Genomic DNA, 19,169 nt, shown 5'->3' with positions numbered 1-19,169 from the left:
AGGACATCATTATGTCTGGAGACATCCTACAAACACCGGACGCACCAAAGCCACAGGGCGCGCTGGATAATTATTTTAAAATTACCGCTCGTGGCAGCAGCGTTCGCCAGGAGGTACTGGCGGGTCTGACCACATTCCTCGCTATGGTTTACTCCGTTATCGTAGTGCCGGGAATGCTGGGTAAAGCAGGTTTTCCTCCCGCAGCGGTCTTCGTTGCCACCTGTCTGGTCGCAGGCTTCGGCTCTCTGCTGATGGGGTTATGGGCTAACCTGCCAATGGCGATTGGTTGCGCCATTTCCTTGACAGCATTTACCGCATTCAGCCTGGTACTCGGGCAACAAATTAGCGTTCCTGTCGCACTGGGCGCGGTATTTCTGATGGGCGTCATCTTCACCGCCATTTCCGTAACCGGTGTGCGTACCTGGATCTTACGTAATTTGCCGATGGGTATCGCTCACGGTACAGGTATCGGTATCGGGCTGTTTCTGCTGCTGATTGCTGCTAACGGTGTGGGTATGGTTATCAAAAACCCGATTGAAGGCTTGCCAGTGGCGCTTGGTGCGTTTACCTCTTTCCCGGTGCTGATGAGCTTGCTGGGATTAGCGGTGATTTTCGGCCTGGAGAAGTGCCGCGTACCTGGTGGGATCTTGCTGGTGATTATCGCCATCTCGATCATCGGCTTAATCTTTGATCCGGCAGTCAAATATCATGGTCTGGTAGCAATGCCAAGTCTGACTGGCGAAGATGGTAAGTCTCTGATTTTCAGCCTGGATATTATGGGCGCACTTCAACCAACTGTACTTCCGAGTGTACTGGCATTAGTGATGACCGCAGTGTTCGACGCCACCGGCACCATCCGTGCAGTAGCCGGACAGGCGAATCTGCTGGATAAAGACAACCAGATCATCAACGGCGGTAAAGCCCTGACCAGTGACTCGGTTAGTTCAATATTCTCCGGTTTAGTGGGTGCAGCACCTGCGGCGGTATATATCGAATCAGCAGCCGGAACTGCCGCCGGGGGCAAAACCGGTTTAACCGCAACGGTAGTTGGCGCGTTATTCCTGCTGATTCTGTTCTTATCTCCGCTGTCGTTTCTGATCCCTGGTTATGCCACTGCCCCTGCACTGATGTACGTGGGTTTGCTGATGTTAAGTAACGTCTCGAAGCTCGATTTCAATGACTTTATTGATGCGATGGCAGGCCTGGTATGTGCGGTTTTCATCGTTCTGACCTGTAATATCGTCACCGGTATTATGCTGGGCTTTGTGACACTGGTCGTAGGCCGCGTCTTTGCACGCGAATGGCAAAAGCTGAATATTGGTACGGTTATCATTACCGCCGCACTGGTCGCGTTTTACGCAGGTGGTTGGGCAATCTAATAGACTCTCCGCGCCTTTCAGCGCGGAGATTTCTTTCAGAGAGAATTCTCACCGCTGGCAGCAAGACGCTGCTGGCGGACTTGCCTGAGTTCTCTCTCAGTCATCAACTGCAACGCCTGCGTTGGGCAGGACTCAACGCACGCAGGTCCCTCTTGCCGCTGTTCGCAAAGATCACATTTCACGATGAGTTGACGAGTATGACCGGGCAACGACTGAACAGTGATCATCCCAAACGGGCACGCACTGACGCAACTCTGACAGCCAATACAACGGGCAGAATTGGCCTGCACCACCTGCTCGCCTATCGTCAGCGCCCCCACAGGGCAAGCACCAACACAAGGGGCGTTTTCGCATTGATGGCACATCACCGGCGCACTAATGTTGTTCAGACGCTGCACTTTTAAACGTGGGAGAAAGAAACTCGCATTCAACTCCTGTTCTAACGGATGGGCGACCACGCAAGCCACTTCGCAAGTACGACAACCAATACAGTCAGTTGAATTAACGATAATTAACGATTTCATCGCGATGCCTTCGTATTAAACATGGCTAACATATCGTGTGCTGCCTGTCTTCCTGCGGCCATTGCAGTGACGACCAGATCCGCGCCATGAACAGCATCACCACCAGCAAAGACTTTTCTCAGATGCGTCTGGGTGGGTAAATACCCGACGTCGCCGGTTTGAATCAGCCCCCATTTATCGAGCTTAACGCCACTGCCCTGCAACCACGGCATGGCATGTGCCTGGAACCCAAAGGCCATAATCAGCACATCGGCGGGCAGTTCAAACTCAGATCCCGCCACCGGACGTGGACGACGGCGACCATCAGGTCCCGGCTCACCCATTGCGGTACGAATCAAACCCACCGCTTTTAAGCGCCCGTCATCATCAAGAGCGATATATTGCGGCTGAACATTGAACTGAAACTCAACACCTTCCTCTCGCGCATTAACCACCTCTTTTCGCGAGCCGGGCATACTGACTTCATCACGCCGATAAGCACAGGTCACACTGGCGGCCTTCAGGCGAATGGATGTGCGCAGGCAATCCATTGTTGTATCGCCGCCCCCCAATACGACAACTCGCTTACCTTCTACATCCGTCAGCGGATACTCTGCAGACTCTGGCAGCCCCATCAACTGGCGAGTATGCGCGGTCAGAAACGGTAGCGCCTGAATGACACCGGGCGCATCTTCATGCGGCAGATCCGCTCGCATCATCCCGTAAGTCCCCACACCGAGGAAAACGGCATCATATTCCGCCGTTAATTCGTTGAAAGAGATATCACGGCCAATTTCACAGTTGAGATGAAAGTCGATCCCCATCGCGGTGAATATCTCCCGCCGCTGGCTTAACACCGCTTTATCGAGCTTGAAAGGAGGAATACCAAAGGTCAACATGCCGCCAATTTCTGGATGGCGATCAAAGACATCAACATGAACGCCAGCGCGCGCCAGAATATCGGCACACCCCAGCCCTGCTGGCCCTGCGCCAATCACCGCCACTCTTTCCATACGCGGAACGACCAGGCTGACATCGGGACGCCAGCCCATCGCCAGCGCGGTATCGGTGATGTAGCGTTCCAGATTACCGATAGAGACTGCGCCAGAGTGATCTTTCAAAGTACATGCACCTTCACAAAGCCGGTCCTGCGGACATACCCTGCCGCAGATTTCTGGTAAGGAGCTGGTCTGGTGGCAGAGTTCTGCCGCTTCAATAATCTTCCCTTCCTGTACCAGACGGATGTAATCCGGAATGGCGTTATGCAGCGGGCAATGCCAGTTGCAGTTGGCTTTTTCGGCACAATAAACACAGCGGTCACTCTCATAAGTCGCTTGTTGCGGATCCAGTCCACAATAGATTTCGCCAAAGTGGGTTTTCCGCTCACTCGCTGAAATTTTATCTGCACCTTTACGCGGGTTAACGGGGAGCAACGCTGCACGGCGAGATGACTGAGCATCTGATGACACCTTTCCTTCTGCCGTTTTGCGCTGGCGGGTCATCTTTATCTGCTGTAACCCTTTATCATCCATCAGGCGTAATGCCTGCGTTGGGCAGACCTCAATACAGGCTTGAACGCCGGAACTGCGCTGGTTACAAAGGTCGCATTTCTGCGCAATAGAACCGACCATCTCGATTACGCCAAAGGGGCAAGCGATTGCGCATCTTTTACAACCAATACACTTTTGCTCGTCCAGTTGTACGCTATCAGGCTGGAAAGTCAGAGCATTTACCGGGCAAACCGTAACGCAGGGGGCATTATTGCAATGATGACAGGCCACCGGATTCGCGTGCAGGCCTTTCCCAACAACGTGAATACGGGGTTTAAAGTCACTGTGGCTCTGCGGCCAGTTTTCTTGGTTGTGTGCCGCCGCACAGGCAATTTCACAGGCATGACAGCCTATACATTCCGCAGCTTCAGCAGCGATAAACTTATTCATTTGCATCCCTTTCATTTGATGAGTTATGTCTTCTCAAATGTCGCAATGCAATAAACGGGCATATATTATAAAACGTGTCCGCTTTAATGATATTTTGCGACTGAGGTCAAATTATTACCCCTCAATCTGTGCCGCTTTCATTAATTAAACATCGTTGCTGAAAACAGAGTAATCCAACTCAAAAACATTAAATGCGAGAGTGCGATATGCCAGAATGATTAAAGACATATCAATATGAGAAAATTAAAGATAATTCAATTATCTGATTCTTTTCTCATTTTCTCGGTTTAACCACGATTATGTGATTGCCTCCGCAATTCCTGTCTCTAACTTCCCTTCCTCGTTAAAACTGGCATCCCACGAGCATGTAATTAAACAGTTTTATTAACGTAAACGGTTGCTTTTAACTCTGGCGAGCGAAAGGAGAATGACTGATGAGCGCCATAGATTCCCAACTTCCCTCATCTTCAGGGCAAGACCGCCCCACCGATGAGGTTGACCGCATATTATCACCAGGAAAGTTGATCATACTCGGTCTGCAACACGTACTTGTGATGTATGCAGGTGCAGTCGCTGTTCCACTGATGATTGGTGACAGACTCGGCCTCTCAAAAGAAGCTATTGCGATGCTCATTAGCTCGGATCTCTTTTGCTGCGGGATCGTCACATTATTGCAATGTATCGGTATCGGCCGCTTTATGGGGATCCGCCTGCCCGTTATTATGTCGGTGACCTTTGCTGCTGTAACGCCAATGATAGCTATCGGGATGAACCCGGATATCGGGCTGCTGGGGATTTTTGGCGCAACCATCGCAGCAGGATTTATCACCACATTATTAGCGCCGCTTATTGGTCGCTTAATGCCTTTGTTCCCACCGCTGGTTACCGGTGTGGTTATTACCTCTATCGGGCTGAGTATTATTCAGGTGGGCATTGATTGGGCTGCGGGAGGTAAAGGAAATCCGCAATATGGTAATCCCGTTTATTTAGGAATCTCCTTCGCAGTCTTAATTTTCATCTTGCTTATTACTCGCTATGCAAAAGGATTTATGTCCAATGTCGCCGTATTACTGGGGATTGTATTTGGCTTCTTACTTTCGTGGATGATGAATGAAGTCAATTTATCCGGGCTGCATGATGCTTCGTGGTTTGCGATTGTTACGCCGATGTCGTTTGGTATGCCGATTTTCGACCCCGTTTCTATTTTGACCATGACCGCAGTACTCATCATCGTATTTATTGAGTCGATGGGGATGTTCCTGGCACTGGGTGAAATAGTCGGTCGTAAGCTCTCTTCGCACGACATTATTCGCGGGCTGCGCGTGGATGGCGTAGGAACCATGATCGGCGGAACGTTTAACAGTTTTCCGCATACATCTTTTTCACAAAACGTCGGTCTGGTCAGCGTGACGCGCGTTCATAGCCGCTGGGTGTGTATTTCTTCGGGGATTATTTTAATTCTGTTCGGCATGGTGCCCAAAATGGCGGTGCTGGTGGCTTCCATTCCGCAATTTGTGCTGGGCGGCGCGGGGCTGGTGATGTTCGGCATGGTGCTGGCTACAGGGATTCGGATTCTGTCGCGCTGTAACTACACCACCAACCGTTACAACCTCTATATTGTGGCAATCAGTCTCGGCGTTGGCATGACTCCGACGCTTTCTCACGATTTTTTTTCTAAATTACCGGCCGTACTGCAACCGTTGCTGCATAGCGGCATTATGCTCGCAACCCTTAGCGCCGTTGTGCTGAACGTCTTCTTTAATGGCTATCAGCATCATGCTGACCTGGTAAAGGAATCCGTCTCTGATAAAGATCTAAAAGTCAGGACAGTACGTATGTGGCTTCTGATGCGCAAGCTGAAGAAAAATGAGCATGGAGAATAATATGAATTTTTTAATGCGCGCTATATTCAGTCTGTTATTACTCTTAATGATCTCCATTCCTGTCATTTCTGACTGCGTTGCAATGGCTATTGAAAGCCGCTTCAAATATATGATGTTGCTTTTTTAAATGGTCTTTCTCTGTCGGCATCCGCTCAAAACGGGCGGTTGTCGATAAACGCTCACTTGGTTAATCATTTAACACTTCTGTTATCTATAATGACGAGTGATTAGAATTACATGTGAGAAATTATGCAAACGGAACACGTCATTTTACTGAATGCACAGGGAGTCCCTTCGGGTACACTGGAAAAATATGCTGCACACACGGCAAATACCCCCTTACATCTCGCGTTCTCCAGTTGGCTGTTTAATGCCAAAGGGCAATTATTAGTTACCCGCCGCGCACTGAGCAAAAAAGCATGGCCGGGTGTGTGGACAAACTCGGTTTGTGGGCATCCACAATTGGGAGAAAGCAACGAAGACGCGGTGATCCGCCGTTGCCGCTTTGAACTGGGTGTGGAAATAACATCACCAGAACCGGTCTATCCTGACTTTCACTACCGCGTCACCGATCCGTGTGGCATTGTCGAAAATGAAGTGTGCCCGGTATTTGCCGCACGCGTGATCAGCGAGTTACAACCCAACAATGATGAAGTGATGGATTATCAATGGTGTGATTTAGCAGATGTATTACGCGGTATTGATGCCACGCCGTGGGCATTCAGCCCGTGGATGGTGATGCAGGCAGCCAATAGCGAAGCCAGAAAACAATTGTCTGCATTTACACAGCTTAAATAAAAAACCCCGACGGTTGTCGGGGTAAGAAATTGCTGCCAATGTGCTCGCTGTTTCATGCCGGATGCGGCGTAAACGCCTTATTCAGCCTACAAAATCATGAAAATTCAATCTATTGCAGAGACCGTGTAGGCCTGATAAGCGTAGCGCATCAGGCAATTTTGCATTTGTCATCAGCCATAACCCCGACGGTTGCCGGGGTTATGTGCTTACGCGTAATACTTATTTTACCGGACGCATCGCCGGGAACAGAATAACGTCGCGGATAGTATGGCTGTTGGTGAAAAGCATAACCATACGGTCGATACCAATTCCCAGACCTGCTGTCGGCGGCAGACCATGTTCCAGTGCAGTAACGTAATCTTCATCGTAGAACATTGCTTCATCGTCGCCTGCGTCTTTCGCCGCAACCTGATCCAGGAAACGCTGCGCCTGATCTTCTGCATCGTTCAGTTCGCTAAAGCCGTTACCAATCTCACGACCGCCAATAAAGAATTCAAAGCGATCGGTGATTTCCGGGTTGACGTCGTTACGACGCGCCAGCGGAGAAACTTCAGCCGGGTATTCAGTAATGAAGGTCGGCTGAATCAGATTCGCTTCTGCCACTTCGTCAAAGATCTCGGTCACAATACGACCCAGCCCCCAGCTCTTCTCAACGTGAATGCCGAGAGATTCAGCAATCGCTTTCGCAGAGTCAAAGTTATCCAGGTCTGCCATGTCGGTTTCCGGGCGATATTTCTTAATCGCTTCACGCATGGTCAGTTTTTCGAACGGCTTACCGAAGTCCAGTACCACATCACCGTAGGTTACTTCAGTCTTACCGAGAATATCCTGAGCCAGAGTGCGGAACAGCGATTCGGTCAGTTCGATCAGATCTTTGTAATCCGCGTAAGCCATATAGAGTTCCATCATGGTGAACTCTGGGTTATGGCGCACGGAGATACCTTCGTTACGGAAGTTACGGTTGATTTCGAACACGCGTTCAAAACCGCCAACCACCAGACGCTTGAGGTACAGTTCCGGCGCAATACGCAGGTACATGTCGAGATCCAGCGCGTTGTGATGGGTAATAAACGGACGTGCTGCCGCACCGCCCGGGATCACCTGCATCATCGGGGTTTCAACTTCCATAAAGCCGCGATTCACCATGAACTGGCGAATGCCAGAGAGGATCTGTGAACGCACTTTAAAGGTGTTGCGGGAATCATCGTTAGAGATGAGATCCAGATAACGCTGACGATAACGCGCTTCCTGATCTTGCAAGCCGTGGAATTTGTCTGGCAGCGGGCGCAGTGCTTTGGTCAGCAGACGCAGCTCGGTGCAGTGGATAGACAGCTCGCCGGTTTTGGTTTTAAACAGCTTACCTTTTGCGCCGATAATATCGCCAAGATCCCATTTCTTAAATTGATCGTTATAAACGCCTTCCGGCAGATCATCACGAGCTACATACAGCTGAATGCGACCACCGACGTCCTGCAGGGTAACGAAAGAGGCTTTACCCATAATTCGGCGAGTCATCATGCGACCAGCTACAGCAACTTCGATGTTCAACTCTTCCAGCTCTTCGTTCTCTTTACCGTCGAAGTCTGTATGCAGTTGGTCAGAAGTATGGTCGCGACGAAAATCATTCGGAAAGGCAATCCCCTGCTCGCGCAGGTTCGCCAGCTTTTCGCGACGAGTTTTCAGTTCATTGTTAAGATCGGTTACCGCGTCAGTGCCTTGTACGTGTTGTTCAGACATGTTGGTTCCTTATAACCCAGCTTTCAAACTTGCTTCGATAAATTGATCCAGGCTGCCATCCAGCACTGCCTGCGTGTTGCGGGTTTCAACCCCGGTGCGCAGATCTTTAATGCGGGAGTCATCAAGGACATAAGAACGAATCTGGCTGCCCCAGCCGATGTCAGATTTATTGTCTTCCATCGCCTGTTTCTCAGCATTCTTCTTCTGCATCTCCAGTTCATAAAGTTTTGCTTTCATCTGCTTCATGGCCTGGTCTTTGTTCTTGTGCTGGGAACGGTCGTTCTGGCACTGGGTCACAATCCCGGTCGGGATGTGAGTAATACGCACCGCAGATTCGGTACGGTTAACGTGCTGACCGCCCGCACCGGACGCGCGATAGACATCAATGCGCAGATCCGCTGGGTTGATTTCGATATCAATATCGTCATCCACTTCTGGGTAAACAAACGCGGAACTAAATGACGTGTGGCGACGACCGCCGGAGTCAAACGGGCTTTTACGCACCAGACGGTGAACACCGGTTTCTGTGCGCAGCCAACCATAAGCGTAATCGCCGGAGATCTTGATAGTCACGGATTTGATACCCGCTACTTCACCTTCCGACTCTTCGATAATTTCAGTTTTGAAACCGCGCGATTCTGCCCAGCGCAGATACATACGCTCAAGCATACTTGCCCAGTCCTGCGCTTCCGTACCGCCGGAACCAGCCTGGATATCAAGGTAGCAGTCGGCGCTGTCATATTCGCCGGAGAACATGCGGCGGAACTCAAGCTGCGCCAGTTTTTCTTCCAGGGCGTCGAGTTCAGCAACGGCTTCGTTAAAGGTTTCTTCGTCGTCAGCTTCTACAGCCAGTTCCAGCAGACCGGAAACATCTTCCAGCCCTTGTTTCATTTGGTCGAGGGTATCGACAACAGCCTCGAGGGAGGAACGCTCTTTACCCAGCGCCTGTGCGCGTTCGGGTTCGTTCCAGACATCCGGCTGTTCCAGCTCGGCGTTTACTTCTTCCAGACGCTCTTTCTTGGCGTCGTAGTCAAAGATACCCCCTAAGAACGTCGGAGCGTTCCGTGAGGTCCTGAATGCGATTATTTACCGGATTAATTTCAAACATGGTCTGATTTCTTTTATTGAGCTAGTCAAAATGCGGTGATAAGAGCGGGATTGTACCCAATCCACACTCTTTTTTATAGAGAAGACGATGCTAAAGTGGCCAGATATTATCGATGATAATCTGTAGACTGCGGTTGCCGCGAAACTCGTTGATATCCAGCTTGTAGGCCAGTTGTACTTCACGAACGCCGTTATCCGGCCAGAGGGCGGTATCGACATTAAAAGCAATACCATCCAGCAGCGGGCCGCCGCCGACCGGTTCAACCATAACTTTCAAATGGCGCTCTCCCACCAACCGCTGTTGCAGCAGGCGAAAATGACCGTCAAACAGCGGTTCCGGGAACATCTGCCCCCACGGACCGGCATCACGCAGCAGTTGCGCAACTTCCATGGTCATCTCCGCTGCACTTAACGGGCCGTCGGAAACTACTTCACCCTGTAATAATGCCGGATCCAGCCACTCGGTAACCAGTTCGCCAAAGCGTTGCTGAAAGAGTTCGAATTTGTCCTCTTCCAGCGACAATCCTGCCGCCATCGCATGACCGCCAAACTTGAGCATCATGCCAGGGTAGAGCGTGTCTAACCGCTCCAGCGCATCACGCATATGCAATCCCTGGATGGAGCGACCAGAACCTTTCAGCGTACCGTCGCCCGCAGGCGCAAAGGCGATAACCGGACGATGAAAACGCTCTTTGATGCGCGAAGCCAGAATACCAACGACGCCCTGATGCCATTCAGGATGATACATTGCCAGCCCGCCAGGCAGCGTATCGCGGCTACGCTCCAGTTGCTCGCACAAGGTCAGTGCTTCGACCTGCATTCCCTGTTCAATCTCTTTTCGCGTCTGGTTTAGTGCATCAAGCTCATTAGCCAGAACGCGCGCTTCGCCGATGTTGTCGCAAAGTAACAGTGCCACGCCAACGGACATATCATCCAGTCGTCCGGCGGCATTGAGACGCGGCCCCAGCGCAAAACCTAAATCGCTGGCAGCGAGTTTTTGTGCATCGCGGTTTGCCACTTCCAGCAGGGCTTTAATCCCCGGGCGGCATTTCCCGGCACGAATGCGACTCATCCCCTGCCAGGTCAGAATGCGATTATTGGCGTCCAGCGGCACTACGTCCGCCACCGTACCCAGCGCCACCAGATCCAGCAATTCCGCCAGATTCGGTATTGCGATACCACGCTCATCGAACCACCCCCGATCGCGCAAAAAGGTGCGTAACGCCAGCATCAGATAAAACGCAACGCCAACGCCTGCCAGCGATTTCGACGGGAACTCGCAGTCACGCAGATTAGGATTAATAATGGCTTCCGCCGCAGGTAAAGTTTCGCCAGGCAAATGATGATCGGTAACAATAACCGGAATGCCCAACGAGCGAGCATGTTCAACTCCTGCGTGAGAAGAAATGCCGTTATCAACCGTTACAATCAACTGCGCACCACGCGCATGAGCTTGATCGACCACTTCAGGACTTAAGCCGTAACCGTCTTCGAAACGGTTCGGTACAAGGTAGTCGATGTTGTCACAGCCGAGAGAACGCATCGCCAGCACGCTAAGAGCTGTGCTGGTGGCACCGTCGGCATCGAAATCCCCGACCACAATAATCCGCGTTCCTTCGCGAAAAGCGTTGTAAAGGATCTCAACGGCCTTTTCGACACCGCTCAGTTGCTGCCAGGGCAGCATACCTTTAACGCTGCGCTCCAGTTCCTGCGCGCTGCGCACGCCCCGACTGGCGTATAAACGCCGCAGCAAGGGGGGCAAGTCAGCGGGCAAGTCTGCCGTTTCGTCGACTTCACGACGACGAAGTTGTATCTGTTGTTTCACGCGAATTATTTACCGCTGGTCATTTTTTGATGTTCGTCGAGGAATTCTTTCATCGCTTTCGGCGGCTGGTAACCCGGAACAAGTGTGCCATTGCTCAGCACAACTGCCGGAGTACCACTAACGCCAAGCTGTACGCCAAGTGCGTAATGGTCGGCAATATCGATATCGCAACTTGCCGGAGTGGCAGCTTTACCTGCCATCACATCATCAAACGCTTTGTTTTTATCTTTTGCACACCAGATGGCTTTCATTTGTTGTTCAGCCTGGCTCTCCAGCCCCTGGCGCGGGAACGCGAGATAACGCACGGTGATCCCCAGCGCGTTGTAGTCAGCCATCTGCTCATGCATTTTGTGGCAGTAACCGCAGGTAATGTCGGTAAACACGGTGATGACGTGCTTTTCTTGCGGCGCTTTGTAGATAATCATCTCTTTTTCCAGCGCATTCAGTTGCTTTAACAGCATCTGGTTGGTGACGTTGATCGGTGCCGCGCCGCTAACGTCATACATTGGCCCCTGAATGATGTGTTTACCATCATCGGTGATGTACAACACACCGCTGTTAGTCAGAACTGTCTTCATGCCTGCCACGGGTGCTGGCTGAATATCGCTGCTTTTAATGCCCATTTTGGCTAGCGTTTGTTGAATTGCCGTGTCATCAGCCTGAGCAAAGCCAGAAAACGCCGTCAACAAAGTAAACAACATAAAACCTTTCTTCATAAGTCATCCCGTTCTTTTCAGCTATCACGCCCGAGGGTGATGCTGTTGATGAAGTTGCCGCAGACGCTCAGTAGCGACATGCGTATAAATTTGCGTGGTGGAAAGATCGCTGTGGCCCAGTAGCATCTGTACCACGCGTAAATCCGCACCATGATTTAATAAATGAGTGGCAAAAGCGTGACGCAACACATGCGGTGACAGCTTTTCGCTGTCGATCCCCGCCAGCACGGCATAATGTTTAATGCGATGCCAGAAAGTTTGTCTCGTCATCTGCTGCGCACGCTGGCTGGGAAACAGTACATCAATCGACACACCGTTTAGCAACCACGGTCGCCCGTGTTCCAGATAGGTTTCCAGCCAGTAGACTGCCTCTTCACCTAACGGCACCAGGCGTTCTTTATTGCCTTTACCGATTACCCGCACCACGCCCTGACGCAAGCTGATATCGCTCATCGTCAACCCTACAAGTTCAGAGACACGCAATCCGGTAGCATACAGCACTTCGAGCATCGCTTTGTCGCGTAGCTCCAGAGGCTGATCAACCAACGGTGCCTGCAATAACCTTTCGACTTGCGCTTCACTTAAATCTTTCGGTAGACGCTGGGGTAATTTCGGCGAAGCAAGATGCGCACTGGGATCGTCTTCACGAAACTTTTCGCGATAAAGATACTGGAACAATCGGCGCACCGCACTCAGCAAACGAGCGGAACTGGTGGCTTTATACCCGCCTTCCAGCCGTTCTGCCAGTAATGCCTGTAAGTCGCCGCTTTGCGCCGTTGCCAGCGTCAATCCACGATGATGCAACCACTCCACCATCATTGACAGATCGCGACGATATGCGTTCAACGTATTTTCTGCCAGATTTTTCTCCAGCCACAGGGCATCAAGAAACTGCTCGATGCATGCCAGATCCTGTTTCACTTGCGCCCCTTATCGTTACTCGTTTGATCCATTATGCCTTATTGTGCCGTGACTAAAGCGATTCTGATACACTAGCCGCAAAAGCCACAGCAGAATCGAGAAGCTTACGTTATGAATATGGGTCTTTTTTACGGTTCCAGCACCTGTTACACCGAAATGGCGGCAGAAAAAATCCGCGATATTATCGGCCCAGAACTGGTGACCTTACATAACCTCAAGGACGACTCCCCGAAATTAATGGAGCAGTACGATGTGCTCATTCTGGGTATCCCGACCTGGGATTTTGGCGAAATCCAGGAAGACTGGGAAGCCGTCTGGGATCAGCTCGACGACCTGAATCTCAAAGGTAAAATTGTTGCGCTATATGGATTAGGCGATCAACTGGGATATGGTGAGTGGTTCCTCGATGCACTCGGTATGCTGCATGACAAACTCTCGACCAAAGGCGTGAAGTTCGTCGGCTACTGGCCCACGGAAGGATATGAGTTTACCAGCCCGAAACCGGTGATTGCTGACGGACAACTCTTCGTGGGTCTGGCGCTGGACGAAACTAACCAGTATGACCTTAGCGACGAGCGTATTCAGAGCTGGTGTGAGCAAATCCTCAACGAAATGGCAGAGCATTACGCCTGAGATTACTGACGGCATAGCGCACTCGCTTTGCCGTCGCCATTATCTTTGCGTCTCCTGCTGTAACAAAATCCGCCGCAAATCCCGCCATTCGGCTTCATCCATGCTGTCTGCTGCCAGCCACAGATGCTGACGTTTGCCGCTATCAGAACGTAGACGCAACATCATGCCGCTTTTAATCATCCACGGCGCTTTGACGATGCTCCACTCCTGCCCCTGCCAGCGCAAACGCCCATCCATCAGCAGACGAATCTCTCCCTGGCGAGCATTAATGCGCCGCTGGCTGCGGACGCAATCAAACACCACCAGCGAAAGCAACACCAGCCATAACGGGGTGTAACTAAGCGGCCAGGGCATGAGCAAAATAACAGCGGCAACCAGCCCATGAATCAGCAAGGAAAGCCACTGCGCGCGCCAGGAGACGCGCAGTTCAGATTGCCACAGGACCACGTTCCCGGTTCCGTGTCTGGATGAGTCGGACCATCATTTCCAGTTCTGCATCGGCCGGTTTACCGTGATTCATCAGCCAGTTGAACAGATCGGGATCGTCACATTCCAGCAGACGAATAAAGATGTGTTTTTCGTCATCGCTTAAGCTGTCGTACTCATGTTCGAAAAACGGCATGATCGAAATATCAAGTTCGCGCATACCACGGCGGCATGCCCAATGAATGCGGGCTTTGTTGTTAATGTCCATCTTCTTCCTGTCTCACGAAAATCCAGTACCTGGCTATTGTAACGTGTTTTTCGACTTCTTTTGCGGGAATATCGGTAAACACAATCACGATCGCGAAATTAATCCACAACAATTCAAAGGCTTCATTTTTTTGGAAGTCACCTCGCAAAGCCTGGCTGAAGGCACAGATCGCGTAGTGAAAGCACTTGCAATGCCCCATAGCTCTTTTACCATTAGTCATTAATTACGCCGTTTGTAAAACAGGACTCCATTATGGCTTTTACACCTTTTCCTCCCCGTCAGCCTACGGCCTCTGCCCGTTTACCGTTGACGCTGATGACGCTTGATGACTGGGCGCTTGCCACCATTACTGGCACGGACAGCGAAAAATATATACAAGGTCAGGTGACAGCAGATGTCAGCCAGATGACAGAAGATCAGCACCTGCTCGCCGCACATTGCGATGCTAAAGGTAAAATGTGGAGCAATTTGCGTCTGTTTCGCGATGGCGATGGCTTTGCGTGGATTGAACGGCGCAGCGTGCGTGAATCGCAACTGACTGAACTGAAAAAATATGCGGTATTTTCTAAAGTGACCATCGCGCCAGACGACGAGCGTGTGCTTCTCGGTGTTGCCGGTTTTCAGGCTCGCGCCGCGCTGGCGAATCTCTTTAGTGAACTGCCTTCGAAGGAAAAACAGGTAGTCAGAGAAGGTGTGACGACACTACTTTGGTTTGAACACCCAGCAGAACGTTTTCTGATCGTGACCGATGAAACTACCGCCAGTATGCTGACCGACAAGCTTCGCGGCGAAGCGGAACTGAATAATAGCCAACAATGGCTGGCATTAAACATTGAAGCGGGTTTCCCGGTGATTGATGCGCCTAACAGCGGGCAGTTTATCCCCCAGGCGACCAACCTCCAGGCGCTGGGCGGCATCAGCTTTAAGAAAGGCTGCTATACCGGGCAAGAGATGGTAGCGCGAGCAAAATTCCGTGGTGCCAACAAACGCGCGCTCTGGTTGCTGGCAGGTAGCGCCAGCCGGCTGCCGGAAGCAGGTGAAGACTTAGAGCTGAAAATGGGCGAAAACTGGCGTCGTACCGGAACCGTGCTGGCGGCGGTCAAACTGGAAGATGGGCAGGTCGTAGTGCAGGTCGTCATGAATAACGACATGGAACCGGACAGCGTTTTCCGCGTTCGTGACGATGCGAATACATTGCATATCGAGCCGCTGCCGTATTCGCTGGAAGAGTAAATTTCTGTATCGCTTCGGGAATCTATTGCCTGATGCGATGCTACCGCGCCTTATCAGGCCTGGGATTTGGTGCCTTTATCACAACAGGGACGTAGCCCGTAGGCCGGATAAGGCGTTCACGCCGCATCCGGCAGTTGCGCTCTGATGCCTGATGCGACGCTGGTGTGTCTTTTCATTCCTACAAAGGCATACCAATTACGCCAGCCCAATATACAAATAGATCGCCAGAAAATGGCACACGCTACCGCCGAGCACAAAGCCGTGCCAGATGGCGTGGTTGTAGGGAATGCGTTTGCAGACGTAGAAAACCACGCCAAGCGAGTAAACCACGCCACCGACCGCCAGTAAGGTAACGCTGCCCGCCGCGAGCTTAACTGCCATTTCATAAATCACCACCAGCGACAGCCAGCCCATCGCCAGATAGGTCACCAGAGATAAGATTTTAAATCGGTGCGCGATGGTCAGTTTGAACAGAATCCCCAGCAATGCCAGGCTCCAGATAACAATCATCAGCCCGCGCGCTAACGGAGAATCCAGCCCCACCAGCAAAAACGGCGTGTAGGTTCCGGCAATCAACAGATAAATGGCGCAGTGGTCAAATTTCTTCAGCCACATTTTTGCCCGTTGATGAGGAATGGCATGATAAAGCGTCGAAGCGAGGAACAGCAGGATCATACTGCCGCCATAGAGGCTGTAACTGGTTATCGCCGTGGCGCTGGCATTGAGATCCACCGCCTGAACCAGTAGCAATACCAACCCGACGATACCAAACACCAGTCCAATACCGTGACTGACGCTGTTGGCAATTTCCTCTGCCAGCGAATATCCCTGCTTAATGAGAGGCTTCTGAACCATAACTTACTCCGGAGAAACGTACACGCACGTGTATACCTCTCCAGCGTAACTGAGAATAGTTCCAGTGAACACCTGTTAGCTAAAATAAATTCTGATTTGAGATTAATCTCCGAAAAATCATGAAATTAAATGCAAAATTTCAACTAACAGGCGTGAGTTCAATTTAAAGACATTTAAATTCAATCACATAAAACTGTGTCTGATCGGGATAGATGTCGGCAATGACCTTTTTCAATTCAGCCAGGGTCATATTTTCCTGTTGTGCGTGTTTTTCTGTGAGAGTATCCAGCGTCACCGTTGAGGTTGCAGTGACTTCAATGGTGCAAAAATAGCCGTCATCTTCAAAGCGCCCGACACGAAGCACATCGCCAGCTTTAAAGTGCGATTCAGACTCGTCACGGATTGTGATGGTTTTACGCCCAGCCAGAATGTCATCCTGGAATCGTTGAAAAAAAGTGATGTCGTTTGGCTGCATGGTACTATTTCCTGTAAGAATTGACTCATCTGGAGCCTATGATAGTGAAAAAACTCACCTTACCGAAAGATTTCTTATGGGGCGGCGCAGTTGCCGCTCATCAGGTCGAAGGCGGCTGGAACAAAGGCGGCAAAGGGCCGAGTATTTGTGACGTACTGACAGGTGGCGCACACGGCGTGCCGCGCGAAATCACCAAAGAAGTCTTGCCGGGCAAATACTATCCGAACCATGAAGCGGTAGATTTTTACGGTCACTACAAGGAAGACATCAAGCTCTTCGCTGAAATGGGCTTCAAATGTTTTCGTACTTCCATCGCCTGGACACGCATTTTCCCCAAAGGCGATGAAGCTCAGCCAAACGAAGAAGGGCTGAAGTTTTACGACGATATGTTCGATGAACTGCTGAAATACAATATCGAACCGGTGATCACCCTCTCCCACTTTGAAATGCCGCTACATCTGGTGCAGCAATACGGTAGCTGGACCAACCGTAAAGTGGTTGATTTCTTTGTCCGTTTCGCGGAAGTGGTATTTGAACGCTATAAGCACAAAGTCAAATACTGGATGACCTTCAACGAAATTAACAACCAGCGTAACTGGCGTGCGCCGCTGTTCGGTTACTGCTGCTCCGGCGTGGTGTATACCGAGCATGAAAACCCGGAAGAGACGATGTATCAGGTGCTGCATCACCAGTTTGTCGCCAGCGCCCTGGCAGTGAAAGCTGCGCGTCGCATTAACCCGGAGATGAAAGTCGGCTGTATGCTGGCGATGGTGCCGCTCTATCCTTACTCCTGTAACCCGGACGATGTAATGTTTGCCCAGGAGTCGATGCGCGAACGTTACGTCTTTACCGATGTCCAGCTACGCGGCTACTACCCTTCTTATGTATTGAACGAGTGGGAACGTCGCGGATTTAACATCAAAATGGAAGACGGCGATCTCGATGTACTGCGCGAAGGCACCTGCGATTATCTTGGCTTCAGCTATTACATGACCAACGCGGTGAAGGCCGAAGGCGGCACCGGCGATGCAATTTCTGGTTTCGAAGGCAGCGTACCGAACCCGTATGTTAAAGCGTCTGACTGGGGCTGGCAGATTGATCCGGTAGGTCTGCGTTACGCGCTTTGCGAATTGTATGAGCGTTACCAGAAGCCGCTGTTTATTGTCGAAAACGGTTTTGGCGCTTACGACAAAGTGGAAGAAGATGGCAGCATCAACGACGACTACCGCATTGACTATCTGCGCGCCCATATTGACGAGATGAAAAAAGCGGTAACTTACGATGGTGTGGATCTGATAGGCTACACGCCGTGGGGCTGCATCGACTGTGTATCGTTCACCACCGGGCAGTACAGCAAACGCTACGGTTTTATCTATGTGAATAAACATGACGACGGTACTGGTGATATGTCGCGTTCACGTAAGAAGAGCTTTAACTGGTACAAAGAAGTGATTGCCAGCAACGGCGAGAAACTTTAAGTAGATGAAGTACCGGATGCAATGCTTGTTGCGTTGCATCCGGTCAGACAACTTTCCTGCTTTATTTCCCACCCGCCAAATCGATAAAACTTCCCGTGACATAAGAGGCTTTATCGCTTAACAGCCAGACAATGGCCTGCGCGACCTCTTCCGCCTGTCCGCCGCGCTGCATGGGGATGTTCGACTTAACGCGATCGACGCGTCCAGGTTCGCCACCGCTGGCGTGCATTTCGGTATAAATAAACCCAGGCCGCACGCCGTTAACGCGAATTCCCTGCGCGGCGACTTCCAGCGACAGTCCTGTGGTTAACGTATCAATCGCCCCTTTCGATGCCGCATAATCAACGTATTCTCCGGGTGATCCCAGCCTGGCTGCTACCGAAGAAACATTGACGATAGCGCCGCCACTGCCGCCGTTTTTCAGCGCCATGCGTTTTACCGCCTCGCGGCAGCAGAGAAAATAACCCGTCACGTTGGTGGAAAGTACTCGGTTGATTCGCTCTGCGGTGAGATTTTCCACTGTGCATTGGGTAAACAATATTCCTGCGTTATTGACCAGCGCGGCTAACGGTTCATCACGCTGATCGATTGCTGTAAACATTGCGATAACCTGATTTTCGTCGCTGATATCCGCCTGGAGCACAAATGCCTTGCCACCGGCTTGCGTTATTAAGTTCACCACTTCCTGCGCCGCGTGGAGGTTTTGCTGATAATTAACCGCCACCGTATACCCTTCTTTTACCAGCAGCAGCGCAGTTGCCCGCCCAATGCCGCGACTACCACCGGTCACAAGTGCTATAGCCATTTGTTTTCCCCAAAAATAAAGGCGCCGAAGCGCCTTTCAAATTGATGACAAAGTGCGTTTTTATGCCGGATGCGGCGTGAACGCCTTATCCAGCCTACAAGATCGTGCAAATTCAATACATTGCAGAGACCATGTAGGCCTGATAAACGAAGTGCATCAGGCAATGTTGAGTTTGTCATCAGCCTCA

General features: G+C 51.1%; 21 protein-coding genes. 7 read left to right on the top strand and 14 right to left on the bottom strand.

Annotation, left to right across the window (positions count from 1 at the left end; all coding sequences use genetic code 11):
* The first annotated feature begins 11 nt into the window (after window positions 1-11).
* On the top strand, window positions 12-1,379 hold the full coding sequence (ghxQ, locus tag A7098_RS02005; RefSeq protein ID WP_032226150.1) for a guanine/hypoxanthine transporter GhxQ: 1,368 nt from the start codon (window positions 12-14) through the stop codon (window positions 1,377-1,379).
* A gap of 35 nt (window positions 1,380-1,414) precedes the next feature.
* On the opposite strand, the gene A7098_RS02000 is transcribed toward ghxQ, so the two are convergent.
* Both A7098_RS02000 and ygfT read right to left on the bottom strand, forming a co-directional pair.
* Complete coding sequence (locus tag A7098_RS02000) at window positions 1,415-1,903, bottom strand: 4Fe-4S dicluster domain-containing protein (protein ID WP_105280250.1); 489 nt, start codon at window positions 1,901-1,903, stop codon at window positions 1,415-1,417.
* Entirely contained in the window at window positions 1,900-3,822 is a 1,923-nt protein-coding gene (gene ygfT, locus A7098_RS01995) for a formate-dependent uric acid utilization protein YgfT (protein WP_105280249.1), read from the bottom strand. Before ygfT ends, A7098_RS02000 begins: the two co-directional genes overlap by 4 nt.
* A 434-nt stretch (window positions 3,823-4,256) precedes the next feature.
* Between ygfT and uacT the strand changes: the two genes are divergently transcribed.
* Together uacT and yqfG are read left to right on the top strand one after the other, a co-directional pair.
* Complete coding sequence (uacT, locus tag A7098_RS01985) at window positions 4,257-5,705, top strand: urate/proton symporter UacT (RefSeq protein ID WP_001295374.1); 1,449 nt, start codon at window positions 4,257-4,259, stop codon at window positions 5,703-5,705.
* Window position 5,706: 1 nt separating this feature from the next.
* On the top strand, window positions 5,707-5,832 hold the full coding sequence (gene yqfG / locus A7098_RS01980) for a protein YqfG (protein ID WP_105280248.1): 126 nt from the start codon (window positions 5,707-5,709) through the stop codon (window positions 5,830-5,832).
* Here yqfG and A7098_RS23625 read toward each other — a convergent pair.
* Complete coding sequence (locus tag A7098_RS23625) at window positions 5,829-5,900, bottom strand: hypothetical protein (RefSeq protein ID WP_123056740.1); 72 nt, start codon at window positions 5,898-5,900, stop codon at window positions 5,829-5,831. The genes yqfG and A7098_RS23625 overlap by 4 nt on opposite strands.
* Before the next feature lie 54 nt (window positions 5,901-5,954).
* On the opposite strand from A7098_RS23625, the gene idi reads away from it, so the two are divergent.
* A complete protein-coding gene (gene idi / locus A7098_RS01975; protein ID WP_105280247.1) occupies window positions 5,955-6,503 on the top strand; it encodes an isopentenyl-diphosphate Delta-isomerase in 549 nt (182 codons plus the stop codon).
* Between the two features lie 219 nt (window positions 6,504-6,722).
* Here the strand turns inward: idi and lysS are convergent, their stop codons facing one another.
* The 5 genes from lysS to xerD form a co-directional block, all read right to left on the bottom strand.
* Window positions 6,723-8,240 (bottom strand): lysine--tRNA ligase, encoded by a 1,518-nt coding sequence (gene lysS / locus A7098_RS01970; protein ID WP_000003093.1) that lies wholly within the window; start codon window positions 8,238-8,240, stop codon window positions 6,723-6,725.
* 9 nt (window positions 8,241-8,249) lie between these two features.
* Window positions 8,250-9,348, bottom strand: a protein-coding gene (gene prfB / locus A7098_RS01965) for a peptide chain release factor 2 (protein WP_001701073.1) whose coding sequence is annotated in 2 segments (ribosomal slippage) — window positions 8,250-9,272 and window positions 9,274-9,348 — 1,098 coding nt in all. Because the reading frame shifts where the segments join, the coding sequence is not laid out codon by codon here.
* Window positions 9,349-9,438: 90 nt separating this feature from the next.
* Window positions 9,439-11,172: a single-stranded-DNA-specific exonuclease RecJ gene (recJ, locus tag A7098_RS01960; RefSeq protein WP_000813172.1), complete on the bottom strand. Its 1,734-nt coding sequence runs from the start codon at window positions 11,170-11,172 to the stop codon at window positions 9,439-9,441.
* Between the two features lie 5 nt (window positions 11,173-11,177).
* Window positions 11,178-11,888: a bifunctional protein-disulfide isomerase/oxidoreductase DsbC gene (gene dsbC / locus A7098_RS01955; RefSeq protein WP_000715233.1), complete on the bottom strand. Its 711-nt coding sequence runs from the start codon at window positions 11,886-11,888 to the stop codon at window positions 11,178-11,180.
* A gap of 24 nt (window positions 11,889-11,912) precedes the next feature.
* Entirely contained in the window at window positions 11,913-12,809 is an 897-nt protein-coding gene (xerD, locus tag A7098_RS01950; RefSeq protein ID WP_000806626.1) for a site-specific tyrosine recombinase XerD, read from the bottom strand.
* A gap of 111 nt (window positions 12,810-12,920) precedes the next feature.
* On the opposite strand from xerD, the gene fldB reads away from it, so the two are divergent.
* On the top strand, window positions 12,921-13,442 hold the full coding sequence (fldB, locus tag A7098_RS01945) for a flavodoxin FldB (RefSeq protein WP_001055878.1): 522 nt from the start codon (window positions 12,921-12,923) through the stop codon (window positions 13,440-13,442).
* A 39-nt stretch (window positions 13,443-13,481) separates the two neighbouring features.
* Here fldB and A7098_RS01940 read toward each other — a convergent pair whose 3' ends face one another.
* From A7098_RS01940 to A7098_RS23620, 3 genes are read right to left on the bottom strand one after another with little or no spacing between them, the layout of a single operon-like run.
* Entirely contained in the window at window positions 13,482-13,889 is a 408-nt protein-coding gene (locus tag A7098_RS01940; protein ID WP_000244788.1) for a protein YgfX, read from the bottom strand.
* The gene (sdhE, locus tag A7098_RS01935; protein ID WP_000354042.1) at window positions 13,870-14,136 is read right to left on the bottom strand and encodes an FAD assembly factor SdhE; all 267 of its coding nucleotides are present in this window, start codon (window positions 14,134-14,136) and stop codon (window positions 13,870-13,872) included. The genes A7098_RS01940 and sdhE overlap by 20 nt, the downstream gene beginning before the upstream one ends.
* Window positions 14,126-14,356: a hypothetical protein gene (locus A7098_RS23620; protein WP_000181265.1), complete on the bottom strand. Its 231-nt coding sequence runs from the start codon at window positions 14,354-14,356 to the stop codon at window positions 14,126-14,128. Before A7098_RS23620 ends, sdhE begins: the two co-directional genes overlap by 11 nt.
* Window positions 14,357-14,388: 32 nt before the next feature.
* On the opposite strand from A7098_RS23620, the gene ygfZ reads away from it, so the two are divergent.
* Window positions 14,389-15,369, top strand: coding sequence for a tRNA-modifying protein YgfZ (gene ygfZ / locus A7098_RS01925; protein WP_105280246.1), 981 nt, complete (start codon window positions 14,389-14,391; stop codon window positions 15,367-15,369).
* 195 nt (window positions 15,370-15,564) lie between these two features.
* On the opposite strand, the gene A7098_RS01920 is transcribed toward ygfZ, so the two are convergent.
* Window positions 15,565-16,224, bottom strand: coding sequence for a hemolysin III family protein (locus A7098_RS01920; RefSeq protein WP_105280245.1), 660 nt, complete (start codon window positions 16,222-16,224; stop codon window positions 15,565-15,567).
* 163 nt (window positions 16,225-16,387) lie between these two features.
* Window positions 16,388-16,699 carry a N(4)-acetylcytidine aminohydrolase gene (gene yqfB, locus A7098_RS01915; protein WP_001182940.1) on the bottom strand — a complete coding sequence of 104 codons (312 nt, stop codon included), beginning with the start codon at window positions 16,697-16,699 and terminating at the stop codon, window positions 16,388-16,390.
* Window positions 16,700-16,743: 44 nt separating this feature from the next.
* Here yqfB and bglA point away from each other — a divergent pair, with 44 nt between their 5' ends.
* Window positions 16,744-18,177, top strand: a complete 1,434-nt coding sequence (bglA, locus tag A7098_RS01910; protein WP_157943558.1) for a 6-phospho-beta-glucosidase BglA — start codon at window positions 16,744-16,746, stop codon at window positions 18,175-18,177.
* 61 nt (window positions 18,178-18,238) lie between these two features.
* On the opposite strand, the gene A7098_RS01905 is transcribed toward bglA, so the two are convergent.
* Window positions 18,239-18,982 carry an SDR family oxidoreductase gene (locus A7098_RS01905; protein WP_105280243.1) on the bottom strand — a complete coding sequence of 248 codons (744 nt, stop codon included), beginning with the start codon at window positions 18,980-18,982 and terminating at the stop codon, window positions 18,239-18,241.
* Window positions 18,983-19,169 lie beyond the last annotated feature (187 nt).

The sequence above is a fragment of the Escherichia sp. MOD1-EC7011 genome, from assembly GCF_002965005.1.
Lineage (GTDB): Bacteria > Pseudomonadota > Gammaproteobacteria > Enterobacterales > Enterobacteriaceae > Escherichia > Escherichia ruysiae.
This window is presented reverse-complemented; position numbering and strand designations above follow the sequence as displayed.

Coding starts and splice junctions, on each gene's coding strand:
- ygfT (WP_105280249.1), bottom strand. CDS start 3,822: ATGAATAAGTTTATCGCTGCTGAAGCTGCGGAATGTATAGGCTGTCAT.
- A7098_RS23620 (WP_000181265.1), bottom strand. CDS start 14,356: ATGACTAATGGTAAAAGAGCTATGGGGCATTGCAAGTGCTTTCACTAC.
- yqfG (WP_105280248.1), top strand. CDS start 5,707: ATGAATTTTTTAATGCGCGCTATATTCAGTCTGTTATTACTCTTAATG.
- uacT (WP_001295374.1), top strand. CDS start 4,257: ATGAGCGCCATAGATTCCCAACTTCCCTCATCTTCAGGGCAAGACCGC.
- ygfZ (WP_105280246.1), top strand. CDS start 14,389: ATGGCTTTTACACCTTTTCCTCCCCGTCAGCCTACGGCCTCTGCCCGT.
- fldB (WP_001055878.1), top strand. CDS start 12,921: ATGAATATGGGTCTTTTTTACGGTTCCAGCACCTGTTACACCGAAATG.
- dsbC (WP_000715233.1), bottom strand. CDS start 11,888: ATGAAGAAAGGTTTTATGTTGTTTACTTTGTTGACGGCGTTTTCTGGC.
- A7098_RS01920 (WP_105280245.1), bottom strand. CDS start 16,224: ATGGTTCAGAAGCCTCTCATTAAGCAGGGATATTCGCTGGCAGAGGAA.
- A7098_RS02000 (WP_105280250.1), bottom strand. CDS start 1,903: ATGAAATCGTTAATTATCGTTAATTCAACTGACTGTATTGGTTGTCGT.
- idi (WP_105280247.1), top strand. CDS start 5,955: ATGCAAACGGAACACGTCATTTTACTGAATGCACAGGGAGTCCCTTCG.
- A7098_RS01905 (WP_105280243.1), bottom strand. CDS start 18,982: ATGGCTATAGCACTTGTGACCGGTGGTAGTCGCGGCATTGGGCGGGCA.
- yqfB (WP_001182940.1), bottom strand. CDS start 16,699: ATGCAGCCAAACGACATCACTTTTTTTCAACGATTCCAGGATGACATT.
- ghxQ (WP_032226150.1), top strand. CDS start 12: ATGTCTGGAGACATCCTACAAACACCGGACGCACCAAAGCCACAGGGC.
- sdhE (WP_000354042.1), bottom strand. CDS start 14,136: ATGGACATTAACAACAAAGCCCGCATTCATTGGGCATGCCGCCGTGGT.
- lysS (WP_000003093.1), bottom strand. CDS start 8,240: ATGTCTGAACAACACGTACAAGGCACTGACGCGGTAACCGATCTTAAC.